The sequence below is a fragment of the Yeosuana aromativorans genome, assembly GCF_014646655.1.
GTDB lineage: Bacteria > Bacteroidota > Bacteroidia > Flavobacteriales > Flavobacteriaceae > Yeosuana > Yeosuana aromativorans.
Genome location: NZ_BMNR01000002.1, coordinates 412,961 through 429,450 on the forward strand (window position 1 = coordinate 412,961; position 16,490 = coordinate 429,450).

General features: G+C 33.8%; 17 protein-coding genes. 4 read left to right on the forward strand and 13 right to left on the reverse strand.

All coding sequences use genetic code 11. From position 1 onward, the window contains the following. Nucleotides 1–7: 7 nt before the first annotated feature. Nucleotides 8–952 (reverse strand): calcium/sodium antiporter, encoded by a 945-nt coding sequence (locus IEW94_RS05125; protein ID WP_188650693.1) that lies wholly within the window; start codon nucleotides 950–952, stop codon nucleotides 8–10. Between the two features lie 160 nt (nucleotides 953–1,112). Here IEW94_RS05125 and IEW94_RS05130 point away from each other — a divergent pair, with 160 nt between their 5' ends. From IEW94_RS05130 to IEW94_RS05140, 3 genes are all read left to right on the forward strand, one after another. Further along, nucleotides 1,113–1,970: a hypothetical protein gene (locus IEW94_RS05130; RefSeq protein WP_188650695.1), complete on the forward strand. Its 858-nt coding sequence runs from the start codon at nucleotides 1,113–1,115 to the stop codon at nucleotides 1,968–1,970. 261 nt (nucleotides 1,971–2,231) lie between these two features. Continuing rightward, nucleotides 2,232–2,591 (forward strand): BlaI/MecI/CopY family transcriptional regulator, encoded by a 360-nt coding sequence (locus IEW94_RS05135; RefSeq protein ID WP_188650697.1) that lies wholly within the window; start codon nucleotides 2,232–2,234, stop codon nucleotides 2,589–2,591. Nucleotides 2,592–2,593: 2 nt separating this feature from the next. Continuing rightward, nucleotides 2,594–4,384: a M56 family metallopeptidase gene (locus IEW94_RS05140; RefSeq protein ID WP_188650699.1), complete on the forward strand. Its 1,791-nt coding sequence runs from the start codon at nucleotides 2,594–2,596 to the stop codon at nucleotides 4,382–4,384. A gap of 59 nt (nucleotides 4,385–4,443) precedes the next feature. Here IEW94_RS05140 and IEW94_RS05145 read toward each other — a convergent pair whose 3' ends face one another. Further along, the gene (locus IEW94_RS05145) at nucleotides 4,444–6,429 is read right to left on the reverse strand and encodes an endonuclease (protein ID WP_188650701.1); all 1,986 of its coding nucleotides are present in this window, start codon (nucleotides 6,427–6,429) and stop codon (nucleotides 4,444–4,446) included. A gap of 493 nt (nucleotides 6,430–6,922) precedes the next feature. Between IEW94_RS05145 and IEW94_RS05150 the strand changes: the two genes are divergently transcribed. Then, entirely contained in the window at nucleotides 6,923–7,075 is a 153-nt protein-coding gene (locus IEW94_RS05150) for an SsrA-binding protein (protein WP_188650704.1), read from the forward strand. Between the two features lie 173 nt (nucleotides 7,076–7,248). On the opposite strand, the gene IEW94_RS05155 is transcribed toward IEW94_RS05150, so the two are convergent. From IEW94_RS05155 to IEW94_RS05205, 11 genes are all read right to left on the reverse strand, one after another. Next, entirely contained in the window at nucleotides 7,249–8,688 is a 1,440-nt protein-coding gene (locus tag IEW94_RS05155; protein ID WP_188650706.1) for a PAS domain-containing protein, read from the reverse strand. Between the two features lie 23 nt (nucleotides 8,689–8,711). Then, a complete protein-coding gene (locus IEW94_RS05160; protein ID WP_188650707.1) occupies nucleotides 8,712–9,155 on the reverse strand; it encodes a hypothetical protein in 444 nt (147 codons plus the stop codon). 74 nt (nucleotides 9,156–9,229) lie between these two features. Next, nucleotides 9,230–9,757 (reverse strand): Hsp20/alpha crystallin family protein, encoded by a 528-nt coding sequence (locus IEW94_RS05165; RefSeq protein ID WP_188650709.1) that lies wholly within the window; start codon nucleotides 9,755–9,757, stop codon nucleotides 9,230–9,232. A gap of 120 nt (nucleotides 9,758–9,877) precedes the next feature. After that, nucleotides 9,878–10,291, reverse strand: a complete 414-nt coding sequence (locus tag IEW94_RS05170; protein ID WP_188650711.1) for a hypothetical protein — start codon at nucleotides 10,289–10,291, stop codon at nucleotides 9,878–9,880. Between the two features lie 18 nt (nucleotides 10,292–10,309). After that, complete coding sequence (locus IEW94_RS05175; RefSeq protein WP_188650713.1) at nucleotides 10,310–11,677, reverse strand: MBL fold metallo-hydrolase RNA specificity domain-containing protein; 1,368 nt, start codon at nucleotides 11,675–11,677, stop codon at nucleotides 10,310–10,312. A gap of 11 nt (nucleotides 11,678–11,688) precedes the next feature. Further along, entirely contained in the window at nucleotides 11,689–12,531 is an 843-nt protein-coding gene (locus IEW94_RS05180) for an ATP cone domain-containing protein (protein ID WP_188650715.1), read from the reverse strand. A 53-nt stretch (nucleotides 12,532–12,584) separates the two neighbouring features. Then, entirely contained in the window at nucleotides 12,585–13,010 is a 426-nt protein-coding gene (locus IEW94_RS05185; RefSeq protein WP_188650717.1) for a hypothetical protein, read from the reverse strand. 12 nt (nucleotides 13,011–13,022) lie between these two features. Next, nucleotides 13,023–13,877, reverse strand: coding sequence for a universal stress protein (locus IEW94_RS05190; protein ID WP_188650719.1), 855 nt, complete (start codon nucleotides 13,875–13,877; stop codon nucleotides 13,023–13,025). Between the two features lie 51 nt (nucleotides 13,878–13,928). After that, nucleotides 13,929–14,759 (reverse strand): universal stress protein, encoded by an 831-nt coding sequence (locus IEW94_RS05195; protein WP_188650721.1) that lies wholly within the window; start codon nucleotides 14,757–14,759, stop codon nucleotides 13,929–13,931. A gap of 12 nt (nucleotides 14,760–14,771) precedes the next feature. Next, complete coding sequence (locus IEW94_RS05200) at nucleotides 14,772–15,614, reverse strand: universal stress protein (RefSeq protein WP_188650723.1); 843 nt, start codon at nucleotides 15,612–15,614, stop codon at nucleotides 14,772–14,774. Nucleotides 15,615–15,632: 18 nt separating this feature from the next. Next, entirely contained in the window at nucleotides 15,633–16,487 is an 855-nt protein-coding gene (locus IEW94_RS05205; RefSeq protein WP_188650724.1) for a universal stress protein, read from the reverse strand. Nucleotides 16,488–16,490: the final 3 nt, after the last annotated feature.

The window sequence follows — 16,490 nt, forward strand, 5'->3', positions numbered from 1 at the left end:
ACATTTATTATTTTGAAGTGAAAATCAAAAACATAAAAACTCCATAAGCCAGCACCAAAACAAATCCTTTTGCCCTTGTAATTTCAAACTTTTTCTTGATAAATACCATTGGCAATAAAACAAACGCAAATGCCAACATCCAAAAAATATCATTTGAAAGTATTTGAGTCTCTGTAACCGGAATTGGTTTAATAATGGCCGTTAACCCCAAAACCGATCCTATATTAAAAATATTAGACCCAATTAAATTACCCAGTGAAATGGCTTTTTCTTGTTTTATAGCCGCCATGATAGATGCTGCCAATTCAGGCACGCTGGTTCCAATAGCGATTACTGAAACGCCAATCACAGCCTCACTTACCCCAATAGAAACAGCAAACTTTTTAGCACCATCAACTAGCCATTCACTTCCAAAATACAAAGCAGTTGCTCCTATGAGCAACCAAACAACTATTCTGAAATTTGACACAATGGCCAGGGTTTCATCCACCTCATCTTCAGCCGCGTAATTTTTTGATTTTTTGATCAATATTATTAAAAATATGATGATGCCAAAAAACAGTATGAACCCTTCCAAAGTACTGAGAATTTTATCGTTCCAAAGAAAATAATACAAGGCTATGGAAAACAGCATCATGACCGGCCAGTTCATTTTATAAAAAGCCTTATCAACAACAATGGACCCCACCAATGCTATAATGCCCAACACCAGCCCAATGTTGGCTATATTGGATCCTATCACGTTGTTCAAGGCAATGGCCGGCGAGCCTGTTAATGCGGCCTGAACACTTACCAACAACTCAGGAGCAGAGGTGGCAAATGACACCACGGTCATACCAATCACCATTTTGGAAATATTGAATTTAAATGATAGCGCGACTGACGACCTTACCAAATATTCGCCTCCTATAACCAACAAAAAAAAGCCTAGAATCAACCAGATAATACCCATAAAAATATTTTTTACGAAGATAGCATTTCAAAGATTTTAAAATTAAAAAATTCACATTTATTAACAACTCATGCATTTTTCATTTTAAAGTTTAGTTAAACTTTTTTAGTCGATTATTTTATGTAATAACTTTAAGTGAATATTTAAAAAAGACATGATTATGAAATCTAAAAATGTTTTAAAAATCGCACTAGCTTTAGTTGTTGTTGTGGCTTTAGGAACTGTTTCTTTTAAAAGTTTTGCCCACAAAAACAAAGTACACACAATTACCTCAAGTAAGAAAATTGACAAAGATTCCAATGTAATTGTTACCATTGACAAGACAACCACAGCAAAGGATTTTGATGATATAACGGATATGCTAAAGGAAAATGGCATTACGGTTACTTTTAGCAATATTGAACGGAATGATTTGGGCGAACTCACAGGTATAAATATTGAATTGGAAGACGGCACCAATAATAAAGCAGAAAGTACCATTTCAAGTAATATGCCCATTGCACAAATAACCTTTGGCCGAAAAGACGGTTTACTGTTCATTTCACAAAGCAATACTGAAAAAGGGGCCTTTGCATTTTTCAATCAACCCAATATGATGCCTTTTGGATTTGAAAACGATTCATTAATGGGACAAAATTTTCAGTCTTTTGGAAATTTGAATTTTGATGACTTTTTTAATGATGATGACAATTCGTTTTTCTTTAAAGGCCAAAACATGACCATTGATCAATTGCGTGAGCAAATGAAAAAACAGTTGCAATCAAGCGGCATGAACCCTAACGGTCTGTCTTGGTTTTTTGACTCAGAAAGTGATTCGCCAAGCAAATTCAACTTTAAAGATGATCCCAATTTAAACAAGCTCATTATTATTGATGGCAAAGAATCTGATTTTAAAACCCTTAAAGATTTAGAAAAAAATGGCAAACTGGCCGCTGTAGATATGCTTAAGCCAAAAACAGCCATTAGTATTTATGGACAAAAAGCCAAAGATGGCGCTGTTATAGTGACAACAAAATAAGAGTACTTATGTATAATATATTTTATTTAGGGAGTCTACTAGGCTCCCTTTTTTATAAGGTCTTACAGCCATAAATCACACCTCCCCTTCACTAATAAAACTTAAAAATTAGTTAAATAACTATATTAATAGTTGTATAACTATAAAAATAGTTATATGTTTGTTTTGCGTTAGGGGTTGCAACGGCATCCTTTTTTGATTCACTCAAAAAAGATACAGTGGAAAACCCGACCTGAAAGGTAACGTCCAAAAAATACAACCATGGAAAAACTCACCAACAAGGAAGAAGAAATCATGCATATTTTATGGAAGCTTGAAAAAGCTTTTGTAAAAGATGTCTTGAATGAGATAACCGATGACAAACCGCACTACAACACGCTGTCAACCATCATTAGGAATTTGGAGGACAAAGGGTATGTTGGCCATAATGCTTATGGAAAAACACACCAGTACTACCCTATTGTAAAGAAAGCTGATTACCGGAAACGGTTTATGAGCCAAGCCATAGACCATTATTTTAATAATTCCTATAAAAACATGGTGTCATTTTTTGCTCAAGAGGAAAAGCTGAGCGTTGAGGACCTCAAGGAAATTATTGCACTTATAGAAAAAGACAAATAATTATGGAATATTTACTGAAAGCCAGTGCCATTATTGCATTATTTTATGTGTGCTATAAAGTGTTTCTACAAGATGAGACTTTTTTTGAGTCTAATAGATGGTTTTTGTTGTTTGGTCTTTTGATGGCCATTTGCATGCCGTTTGTAGTAATTCCCATTTATGTGGAACAGGCACCATTATTACTTGATAATTATACGTTTACAAATGCTTCTGAACCTATACAGCAAACCAAGAAAACCTTTGATATCCTTGCAATATTGACTCTTGTATATGGCCTTGGTGTACTGGCCTTTGCCATTAGGTTTATCGTTCAGCTTACATCTTTAGGGTTGTTATTATTTAAAAGCAAAAAGGTTGTTGCTGGTAAATTTACGCTCATAAAAACAAATAAAAATATCCCACCTTTTTCATTTTTCAGTTACATTGTTTACAACCCCAATCAATTTAGCGAAAGCGAATTGGAGCAAATACTAACTCATGAAAAAGTGCATGTTACCCAACGGCATTCTGCAGACATCTTACTATCACAATTGTCCTGTATAGTGTTTTGGTTCAATCCGTTTGTTTGGCTTTACAACAAAGCCTTAAAGCAAAATTTAGAGTTTATTGCCGATAAAACTGCTGTAAAGCTTTCGTCCTGTAAAAAAAGCTATCAATACACCTTATTAAAAACAAGTATGCCAACTCATCAATTGGCTTTAACCAATAATTTTTATAATTCATTAATCAAAAAACGAATCGTTATGTTGCACAAATCAAAATCAAAAAAAATCAATCTGTTTAAGTACAGTTTAATCCTTCCGTTACTAGCATTATTCTTAATGAGCTTTAACACTGAAGAAGTCATTATTGAAAAGGCCTTAAAAGAACCTACCGAACAACCTGTTTTGAATCCATCAAGTAATGTTGTTATTCCCGCTCTAACAAAAACGCAAGTAGAAAAACCAGCACTGCAAAACGCAACAGTCAAAAAAACAAATTCAACCAGTGCCAATATAGAGGTTATTATTACCAAAGACTTTACAGACAACGATTTTGAAAAATTGAAAACCAAATTCAAAAACGAAGGCTACACACTAAAAGTAAAAGGTGTTAAGCGCAACAAACAAGGTGAGATTACATCCATAAAAATTGAGGTAAGCTCGCAATCATCCAATGCCAATTATAATATTGATACCAACGAAGCCATTAACCCAATAAAAATTAGCATTGATGATGATGGCAAAAACATTTCCATAGGAAATGGCCACTCAACAAAAGAGAAACACATGGTCTTTATCTCCAAAGATGGAAACAAGCATGTCATTAATGGTTCTGATGATGACTCTAATGTATTTGTAATTTCCGATACTGACGGTGATGTAGAATTTGACAATGATGTGGATGTTAAGACTTTTGTTGTAAAAAAGGGAGATTCCATTAAGGTTAGGAAAATTCATAAAAAAATGAATTCAGATGACGATGTGTTTTTTATAACAAAAGACGATAACGCTAAAGTGCACAAAGTCATTAAAATTAAAACAGATGACGACCATTCTGGCATATCATGGACAACTGATGATGACGAAAAAGTGATCATTAATGGAGACAGCGATGCTAAGGTAAAAATACTATCAACTGAAGGAAAAGAACCTTTATACATATTGGATGGAAAGGAAATCACTTCACAAGAAATGAAAGACATCGACCCAAAAAACATTGAAAAAGTTGAAGTACTAAAAGGTGATGGCGCCACCGAAAAATATGGAGACAAGGGAAAAAATGGCGTCGTTATGATTACCACAAAAAAGTAAAACCAATCTAACTAATTACTAACTTTCAAAAAAGCTGGGCTTAAACGTTCAGCTTTTTTTTATTCAACAATAATTTTTTTAAGGCTTGACAAACCTCTGGAAGTCAGTTTTAAAAGATACAAGCCTGATGAGAGATTATCATCAACAAAGGTGTCATGATTTGTTTTAAAGCCTTCAATTTTCCTTCCGTCTATAGAGTATAACTCAACACGGGTTTCTGCTTTGATCCCTTTTATATAAAACCCGTTTTTGGCAGGATTTGGAAACACCTGAACATGAACTAAATCATGATCATTAACACTTAAAGACTGGCTCCACAGTTCCCCTGCATGAGTTCCCCATAAATACTCTACCAAATCAGGTTCGTCTATAAATGGGTTTCTATTGTGTTGCCAAGTGTAAACAATGTTATTTCTGTTCATTTCATAATCATCCGGTGGATCATTTCTGTGCCACTCCAACAAGGTTGCCAAATCGCCTATAAATCCCGGCGTGGTATCAACTGGATATCCGTTCACAACATCAATTCCATTGTATCGTGTAACCATATAAAAAATGCTTCTGGCCACATCTCCTTTAAAGCTTCCTGAATTTCCTAATGGTCCATCATATTCACTCGCGCCATAGTTTTGATTGTTACGGCTACTGTTTTCTGGCCCATCTGCGGCTCTTAACGCATGGGCATCAGAATTTCCATGTCGTAATGAATCGGCGGTTGTTGTCCAATAAATATCTTTTCCATCAGGAATATCATCATCTTTTATGCTGTAAAATCCGCCACGCGATCTGCAATACACGTGTTCTCTATTCCACTTTCCAGTACTGCTACTTGACGAACCTTGATAATCTAGTTTAGCTCTACCCTGCTCCGTATAAAGCAACCAAACTTGATTACTGTTGGCTGGGTTTTGATCGGCTTCTTTTAATATATCTATAATATCTGCATAGGTTTGTGCTCTTACAACAGCTGGGTTGGCAATAATATCTTGAATAGCCTGTTTTAAAGCCGCACCAGAAAATCCATCCAAACTATCATAATAACCAGCTGGTTGTGTGCTTGATACCACACCATATGTTGGATTTAATGGTGTTCCCCATGCCGCAACCACATAATCATTATCAACAACCCTGATTTCCAGTTTATCATTCAGTTTCAAGTATTCCGTTGGCAATGACAACACACTAATTTTCAACACCTCATCACCTTCATCATCAGAGTCATCTGTTAATGAGATGGTTGTAGTTACTGAATTCTGTCCAGTTGGAATAGTCAAGGACGTTGTTCCTGTATAATCTGAAGTGTTAAAAGAGCCGTTATTTAAACTTATACTAAATGATAAATCAGAAGTGACATTCTGTTCTGTTGTAAATGTAATGTCAAACGAATCCCCTTCATTGTATTGGGTTTGGGCTATGGTAGTTAACAATCCATTTAATACGATTCCGCTACCATCGTTTAATTGTCTGGGCGTAGGTGTCCCAACAGTATAAGAACCGTCATTATTTCTTTGAATGGAATTGGCATTTCCTCCCGCACCTTCATTTATCATTTGAATACTGGGGTTAAAGGCCGAAAAAATTGGCACCAACCCTGTTCCATCGGAATCATTTGTTTCATAAATCAATACATCAATAAGGGCTCCATCAACATAGGCCGTGGTTAAATCGGGGAAATCATAATCGTTTGCTTGGTAAACAGCTACTGCATCTGCTCCATTTTGAATTGTGTTGGATGGTATTATATATTGAGGTATAGGTGATACCGTATTGCTTCCTATTAGCAATAAACCATTCACATCGGTTGAATAGCCATCTAAATCCAAAGCCATATAACTTCTATTTTCACCGGTATCGGGATTGGTCGATCCATTAAAAAAAACGACTACATAACCATCCAAAGGAAAATTGGGTGCATCAGATTTTAACTCTAAAAACTCTGCATCATCTGTTCCAGGTGTATCGCAATCCAATTCATTGATAACAATTTGCCCAAAGGACAGTTGTACCATCAATGATATAAACAAAACCAATATGGATTTTTTCATCAGCTTATTTTTTACAAATGTAAGCATCTAAAATGCATTTTCTGTAAATTTCAAAATGATCGTATTGGGAATTTAATTTTTCAACCTCGAAAATGAAATCAAAGAAAATGAGTTGTTTTTAAAAAAAATGCCTCTACAATTTTTAAAATAAACTCAAAAAGCCTCTATAAATATTACATTCTATAACAATATATTAGAATTTATGTAACATTTTATCACTTTTTTGTAGACTAAATATTAAATATTTATATACATATCATTTTTTTACTTACACATATGCATTCAATTTCATAGATTTTATTGTAAATCCTTGGATGATATATTGGTTATTATTTACCTTCATAAAACATTCATTTAATTAAACTATTTATTAACCGATAAAACCTAAAATTATGATCACACTTGCTGCTATGTTAATTGATATTATCTTTTCAATTAATTAAATTAAAAAATGTAAAACTTAGTCTAGAATAAGTTTTACTATTTTTACAATATGCAACAGCAAGTATTTAAATTTTTAGCAAAGGTCAATAAAATGATTTTGCCCAGTTACTCTAAAAAACAACTGGACTTATCAAAAGCAACCAAACTACAATTACTGATTATTGGGTGGCGTTATTACGTGACAATTAGGGCTTTGGGGTAAACCTTTATAAGACTTTATTATTTAAAAAACAGAAATAAAAAAAGGGAACAATCCAACTAAGAACCATTCCCTTGTTTTTGTTATCAACCAACCAATAAATAACATTACAAATATCTGTATAGTTTATTTTAAAAAACATGACTTTTGTTAGGTTTTAAAAAAACATTTAAAAATTAATCTTTTTCTTTTTGCTTGGTTTTTTTAAACCCTATCATGGTGCGGTTTTTAAGATCTCTTTTTTTCAATTCTTCCTCTAATTTTTTATATCTACTGATGTCTTTAATGGTCACCACAGCAGCTACCACATGATTTTTACTGTCCAGTATAGGCCTACCGCTTAATAACACTCTTCGGCTTTCATTTGTTTCCAAATCTTTTAACAGGATATCTATATCATCTGTAACTTCACCAACCAAAGCGCGCTCTGCCGGAAGATTTTGAACAGGATACGTGGTTTCTCCATCGGGATATAGGACTTCAAAATGATCGGAGAAATTAATGGGTATTTTGGAATCATCTTCAATTCTAAAAAGTTCATTGGCTATATGGTTAGCCAGGATGACTTGCCTATTGGCATTGGACACAATAACACCATCACTAATATTTTCAAGAATCATATTGAGTTTTTGTTGGCTTTCAAATAACTCATTTAAAGTTTTTTCTTTTTCTTCTTCAAGTTGACGTTCTTCAGTGATGTCTCTCACAATAGCATATAATGTTCCAGTGTTTACATCGGCGGTAGCATTCCATGACAGCCATTTGATAGAGCCATCTTTACATATCCATCGGTTATTAAAATTAATCAGGTTGTTCCCTTCTTCAAGCTTTTCAATTTCCTTTTTTGTTGTTGGTACGTCTTCAGGCAAAATAAACGTTGCAAATGGTTTTTCTAAAAGTTCAGGAACAGTATATCCTAAAATCTTGCTTAAAGATGGGTTGATCTTCAAAAACCTATCTTGTGAGGCTATGACCAAGCTATCTATTGACAGATTAAAAAACGTATCGGCTGCTTTTAATGATTGCTCTACTCTTTTTCTCTCGGTAATGTCAGTTGAAATGTTACCAATGGCATAAGCTCTGTTTGAGGCATCAAATAATGGGAATTTAACAGATAAATACGTATGAAGGCCATCCAGTTGCTCCAACGTTTCTTCAATATGTATTTCCTTACCTGCTTTTATGGCTTCTAAATCTGAACTTCTGTAGGTATCTGCAATTTCCTTTGGCAAGAAATCATGATTGGTTTTTCCAATCAGGTCTTTCGCTTTTGACTCAAATAACAGTTGGTATTGTTTATTTACCAAAATATATTCGCCATTTAATTTTTTAACCGAAATAGGATTGGTTGTATTATCAATTATGGACTGTAATACATTCTTGTTTTTTAATAATTCCTGTTCATAAATTTTATTTGATTTCTGTTGGGCCTTCAGTATAAAAAACACCACCGTCAGCATCCCTAATGAAAGCACAATCAATACCAATGAAACCCAATCCAATGCAGTTTTGTTGGTATGTGATATCTGGCTCCAATATATGAGCCCAAGAGCCAAAATTGCCGAGAGATTAACAATAAAACCCAGGGCAATTTTTGTTTCAAATGAGATTTTCATTGTTACTATGTTTCAACACAAATCTATTGTAGTAAGCTTTTTTGTTTCTTTTGGTTAATTATCCCTTTGATTAATGAAAAGATTTCTTTTTTAATAGTTCTGTGCTTTTTTTGAAAATTGCTAACATCAATGATAAGACTTAAATGATCCCTTTTATATGCTTCTTCTTCTTTTATTTGATCGATGCCATCCACTAAAATTTCCAAGGCCCTTTCGTGCATTTTAACGGTTTTAAGTATATCATTAGTTTCTTTTTCAAATGCTTTTAGCCCATCAATGATTTCCTTACTTTTTTTGAAATGCTTTGAATCGATGAGTTGAAGCGTATATGATTTGATCAAATCATTAAAAAACAATTGTTCATCTTTGATGAATTCTATTTCGGACAACCAATTAAGAGATGTTTTATGAATCATGTCCGGACTAAGCCATTCTTGATATTTGGCTTCAGATTTATCTTTTTTCATATCATTAGTTTTAGAATTAAAAAAAGCAGAAAGCTAATTTTGAATGATTTATAACTTTCTGCTCTTAGAAGAAATTAAATAACCTCAATGATTTTTTTTGGATGTTCTTTTTCAATGACTTCCTCTTTTTTAAGAAGTTTAACTTTTAAAACACCGTTTTTATAAGAAGCTTTTACCTCTTGTTCCAAATCAACAGAAGGTGGAAGCATCATGGATCGTTTAAAGGATTTGTAGCTAAACTCTCTTCGAGAATAGTTGTTTTCCTTTTCCTCGTTATCAATTTCTCTTTCACCAGAAATATGAAGCACATCCTCTTCTATATCGACTTCAAAGTCTTTTTTGTTAAATCCAGGAACGGCTAATTCAATTTCAAAATCTTCTTTATGCTCTTTGATGTTCATAGCTGGCATAAGACTATCATCTTCAAAAAAATCATCTTTAAAAACATCATCAAATCGCAACAAATTGTTTAAATCTTCAAAGTCAGTTCTAAATAACTGGCTGCCCCAAGGTCTTAAAAAACTATTGCTCCAAGGTGTTAATAATCTGTTTTCAAAAGGAGATAATTCGTTTCTCCTTCTGCGTTTTGTTAGTGTTGTCATAATATCAATGTTTTAAATTAGACTTATTTTATTGTAAGACCAATGTATTTTACAAACTTGTTTTTTACAATGATTGATATCAGCGTACTTAATTAATTCCCAACATCTTATTAACAGCAATTACTGGTTTATTACACTTTGCATATATTGAAAAAACCCAAACTTAAAATTTGAAATTTTATCACTAAAATTGAACATTTCCTTTTCAGCATCATCATAGTTATCTTTAAATAATTGAGATAGATCATTATCCTGCCCTTTTGCTTTTTTCATATGTTTTAAACGCGAGGATATCTGATGAAATAATACCATTCGTTTGTCTTCTAATTGACTGATATCTTTTTTTAACCTTGACAAGTTTTCAAACAAATTCATAATATTATTTTTAAAAATTGGCCTATCCAGTATAGCCATGTAAAATTCCAGCTCAAATTTTAAATCCCTTAGCCATACCAGATGTTTTGTTAAATTGTATTGCAATTCTTCCAAAGATTTTGCACCCCTAAAACTTTTATAGCCTTGTTGTGGTTCCATGTGCTTTATGGTTAACATTTACATTGTTTGAATATCAAATAATTTTGGGATAATGACATTCCAATGATAGGTGTCCTTTATTTTCACACGAAAGGCATCCAAAACTTGAGGTTCACCATGTATTAAAAACACGTTTTCAGGAATGTTTTTAATGTTCCCCATCCAATGAAGCAAATCTTGTTGATCGGCATGTGCCGATAGGCTTTCTAAGCTTTTTACAGTAGCCTTAACGGGGTAGTATTTACCAAAAAAACGTATTTCATGGGCTCCGTCTTGCAATTGTCTTCCCCGTGTACCTTCTGCTTGGTAACCAACCAATAAGACCGTTGTTGATGTTTCATCTATCAATTGTTGCAAATACGTCAGCACACGTCCACCTGTTATCATGCCACTGCCCGCTATAATTATTTTTGGCTGTTTGTTATCGATGGTTTCCCAGGTTTCTTTGTAAGATTCTATAATGGTTACATGATTGCACATGGCCTTATAGTCTGATACCGATAGTTTATGCCATTTTGGAAATCGCTGAAAAAGGCTCAACACATTGTTTCCCATTGGACTGTCAACTATAATCGGAATGTTTGGTATCTTATTGGCTTTGTATAGTTTCCATAAAATATACATAAGCGTTTGCAAGCGTTCTACCGCAAAACTTGGGATGATTAAATTGCCCCTGTTATAAATAGTTTCTCTGATAAGTTTAGATAGAATTTCTTCAACATCCTCTTTAGGATGCAACGTATTGCCATAAGTGCTTTCAATAAATAAGTAATCAGCCCGTTCCGGCTTTTGAGGGTTATGTAATAAATAATCATTTTGCCTTCCTACATCTCCTGAAAAGACAAACCGCTTTCCGTAAATGTCAAGATCAATGTAGGTTGCCCCTATAATATGCCCGTTGTATTGAAACCGATAGGATACGTTTTCCGAAAGTATTATCCATTGATCAATCTGTTCCGTTTGAAACAAGTCAATGGTTTTCTCTGCTTCAAATGTTGTATAAAATGGTAAAGCGGGGTTATGCTTTGTATATTTTTCTTCATTGGCCCTATTGGCTTCTTCCTCTTGAATTTTAGCGCTATCTTTTAAAATAATTTCTGCAATGGCCAAGGTGGGCGCCGTACCCATTATCTTACCTTGAAATCCTTGTCTTAATAGTCTGGGCAAATACCCAACATGGTCAAGGTGTCCATGCGTAAGCAATACCACATCTATACGCTTAACATCAACAGGAAGATTGACCCAATTGAGTTCCCTGAGTTCTTTTAATCCCTGAAACATACCACAATCTATCAGTATATTTATTTCTGGGGTTTCAACTAGAAATTTAGAACCTGTGACCGTACCGGCTGCACCTAAAAAATGTATTTGAACTGCATTTTTCATTAAAAATGTGTTTAAAAACGGCATAGCGTTTTTATTTCTTTCAGTATTTTTTCTTTTCTTGTTTCTGAAACCGCAAGATGGTCTAAGTAAAATACATCACCTATAAGCTCTCTGCAAAGCACAACATCCCTACTGAGCAAAAACTGTTTTTCCCTATTGGTCAATAGTGTAGATACCGTAATTGGGTATAAACCCAAGCGGTCTATTCTATCTTTTAAGGCATTGTCTTTAGGATAATCCCAACTTAACAAATACAGATTGGCACATTTGCCGTATTGCAAGGCATCTTCTGTAAACCGTGTATTTGTGACTACCCAGCCAATTGTAAGATTGGTTCCGTTTTTTGGATTGGCGTTCCAATGTGATTTGACATCATTATAGCGTGAATGAATATAAAGCGGTATTTTAATGTTGCAATTAAGTCCTGGTTCATTATGAAATTTGCATTCCACAATAGTGGTTTCATTATTTTTATGTGCAATCACATCTATTTCATGTGACACACACCGCCCCTGTAATACTTGGTCAATTTCTGTTTCATAACCTGAATATTTCAAAATAGCACTAATAAACCGTTCAAACGGAAACCCTGTGGGACCAAGTTCGTAAATGGCTTTTTTTAATTTGTATTTTGATGCCAAACAACTGTTGCTCTTTTTAAGCATTGCAAACGCCCTATTGTAAATTTCCTTGGTAGAAATGCCTTCATACAATTCATTTTTAACGGTATTGATGATTTGATTGACCGTTTGATTATTTGCGCCAACACGCTTTAAAGACGCCCTTAATTTATCTAGTGAAAACTTTACCCTCTCACCAGATGATTTAATGATATTGATGGTATTTGTTTCCATGATTTTAAATTTAAAACTGTGAGAGCCAAAAAGAAAAGATGGATCAATTTTACCTAAACAGGTTTTTTTCTCACGGCTATACCAAAATAGTCCTTGACCCAAGCTTTAATTTGGTTTTTGGTCATACTATCAGTTTTATGGATCCCTATTACTTTAGCATTGATATCTTTAAAGTACTCTTCCAATTCATTTTTGAATTTATAGCCAGTTTGGGCCGGCCCAAAAAGAACAATGGCATCTGCGTCTTGTATTTCAGAAACTATTTTCTTAAAGTATGACTTCATTTGGTGAATTTCCCGTTCCAAGTATTTATCTTCTGGAAGTGCATCTTGCGGGCTTCCTCTATAACCAAGCCCAAATCCCCCAGATGGATGAAAATCTTCAATTTCAGATTTTATTGTCCTCATTGTTTCATTTTCTTTTTCAAGGGTCACTATATGTGCTTGTTCCTTGTCTAACCAAATACCTATTTTTTTCATTTTTTTACAACTTTAATTTCTTAAATCATGCATTACCAATATGGGAACTTTGGACGTGTATCCAATTTCTTTAACTAATGGGTTTGTTAATATACTTCCAAAAAAAGCATGTTTTTTATTGATAAAAGCCACCATATCACTGTCCCTACTTTCTATAAAACAATTAATGGCAGTTGGAATCTCAATGCTGCTAAGTGTGTGAAAAGAATAGGCTATTTCCTCAAAATATTCTTCCAAGAGCTTTTTATTATTAAGTTGAAGCTCTTTTAGCTTTTCTTCTTTTTTAACATGCAAAACCTTAACAGAGGCATTGCAATTTTTAGCCAACTCTATCAAATAATTTAATTCATGCTTTTTAAAATGGGTTTTATAGTCTGTTGGGAATACAATCTCTTTTGGCAGATTATGCTTTGCCTGTTCTGGAACCACTATCACCGGACAATTGCGAACCTTTTCCATAACATCTATAGCCACACCACCAAAGGTCTTGGTCCTAGAATCTGTTTCGCCTTTAGTGCCCATGACTATTATTTCTATATCCTTTTCATCAACAAATTGTTTAATTGCCTCAACCGGATTATTGAATTTGGATATGACTTCAAAATGATGCTTTGGATTGGTATGTTTTAATAAGGTCAACATGTCCAAAACCTTAGCCAATCCGTTTTCAGATCTAAGTTTAGCTGTTTCATAAAGTTCACTTCCTGGTTCCATATTCAACAAGCTATCAATAACATTACTGGTTGCGGAAAACACATTTAAAATGTAAAAATCACAGGCATGATTTTTATACAATTCCAGTGCATACATTAAGGCATGCCATGCGTTTTTAGAAAAATCTGTGGGCAACAATATCTTGCGTTTCATCTTTAAACAATTAAAATTACAACACTGCTTTAGGCAATGGCATGTGTCACCTTACTCTGGAACGACTAAAAATGGAACCATGGGTTGTGATCCCATTTTTTTTATAACAGGTTCTTTTATGAGTTTTTCAAAAAAACCATGCTTGTAATTAACCATAACCAGAATATCGATACCCAATTCTGTGATAAAATCTTTAATTTCGGTGGTTTTTTTGGCGTAATTGGGCATCCAGTGGAAACTATGCTCATAGTTTTGCAAAAAACTTTTTAAAACTATTAAATTATACTGTTGAAGTTCATCCAGTGATTCTTCAACATTGATATGAACCACTCTTATTTTAGCATTATACAAATCTGCTAATTTTAATAATGGTTCTATTTCCTTTTCACTATAAAAGTGATTGAAATCTGTAGGAAATGCTATTTGCTTTGGCTCTGCAAAATCAAATTCCTCTGGCAAAATCAATACAGGACATGTTCTCAGGTTATTTATTAAGTGAACGGTATTGGTTCCAAACAAAAACTCTTCAGCTCCCGTTGCTCCTTGGGTTCCCATAATTATAAGCTCTATTTCATAGGTTTTAACTGCCATTTCTATGGCTGGATTTAAATCTTTTGTACTTATAATTATTTCAAACCTATGATTTGAGTTAATATTGGATTTTTCAGCCATATCCTTCAATTCCAATAATTCCCTAAGGGCATTTTCTTTCATGATTTTCAATAACTTGTTTGACAGGTTTGCCATGGTAGAGCCTTCTACTGCTATAGAATTTAAAAAGTAAAACACACAAGCTTCATCTTTATAGAGCTTTAGCGCGTAAACAATGGCACTCCATGAGTTGTCTGAAAAATCTGTTGGCAATAAAATTCTCTTTTCCATGGTTTAAAATGTTTATGTTTTGGCAGGAATTAGTAAAAAAGGGATATTTAAATGGAATCCGATTTGGTTGATGGTCGATTTAAAAAAGAGGTTTTCAAAAAACGAATGTTTATTATTGATCATGACCAACAAATTAATACGGGCTTTCATTTGAAACTCCGTAATGGCTTCTTGAACGGATTCATTAGCTACACTATGGAATAAATAGGACGTTTTACTAAAAAAGGTTTCTAGCTTTTTTTTGTTCTTTTCTTGTTCTTCAGATAAATCATATCCAAAAGACACATTTAAAATATTTACCCTTGAGATATACAAAGATGTTATGTCCAGCAATGGTTGTAGGTGATCATTGGTGTAATTTATGTCATAATCTGTTGGAAATAATATTTCATGTGGTGGTTCAAACTTAAAACTATCTGGAATAGCTAGAATTGGGCATTTTACTTTTTTAAATACATGCACGGTATTTGAGCCAAACAAGACCTCTTTGGCTCCAGTGGCACCTTTAGTGCCCATAACGATATAATCTATGGCTTTCTTTTTAACAACATCTTCAATCTCTGGTATCAAGGTGTTGAAAACAGCCATGGTTTCAAAACTGTGTTTTGGGTTGTTATAATCCTTTTTTATCCTGTCTTTTATGGTTTCCAGCTCCATTAATGATAACTCATTCATAGGATCAGGTATATCAAATTCAGCAGGATTGCCCAGCACATATTCTACCTGATAAATTGCCGGTGTATAAGTATTCAATAAATAAAATTTACAAGTTTCATTTTCAAACAACCGTAAAGCATATTCTATGGCATTCCAAGAATTACTGGAAAAATCTGTAGGTAAAAGTATTTTTTTCATGATGCAGTGTGATTTAATTTACAATTGGTCCCGTCTCATATTTTGTAATGCCAAAAACGGAATGTCCATGTTTAAGGTTAATTCATCTATTGCTGATTGAAAAATGATGTTCTCTAAAAACGAATGCCGTGTATTGACCATCACTAGCATATCAACATTATGTTCTTTAATATATTTATAGATGGTTTCAACAATGTTCTTACTGTTTATAACTTTAAAATTGATAGTATTTTTGCATAGTGTTTCTTTAATGAAATTTTGATTATCTTCTTGACGCATGGAAAGCTTTTTGGTTTTTGAGATGTATAGCATGTCAATTGTAGCCCTATATGGAGCTGCTATTTCACAAAGTAATTTTAACTCTCTCCGTTTATAGGGTATCAAATAATTTGTTGGAAACAGGATATGCTTTGGTTGTACGTATTTATAGCCTTCAGGTATAGCCAGAACAGGGCATTGCACATATTTTATGGTCTGAAGGGTGTGGCTACCAAAAGTCAGGTTTCTATCATTGGTTTTCCCACGGGTGCCCATAACAATGATATCGATATTTTCCTGATCCACAATCCTATCGGCTTCATCCAAAAGAAGACTGTTTGATGAAATCACTTTATAGGTATGCCGTGGGTTTGGAGAGTAATCATTGGCATTTTTTAACACTACTTGCAGCTGCTTGGCGGACCTTTTACTAACTTTATCCTTGACCTTATCCAAAGTCTCTCTGGTCAATGATTCTTCATCGGCATAAATCTCATCCTGATAAGCATGCATAAAGTAAAACTCACTGATTTCATATTTAAATAAATCAATGCCATAACGCAAAGCATTCATTGCGTTTTCAGAAAAATCAGTGGGAATCAAAATCTTTCTCATGGC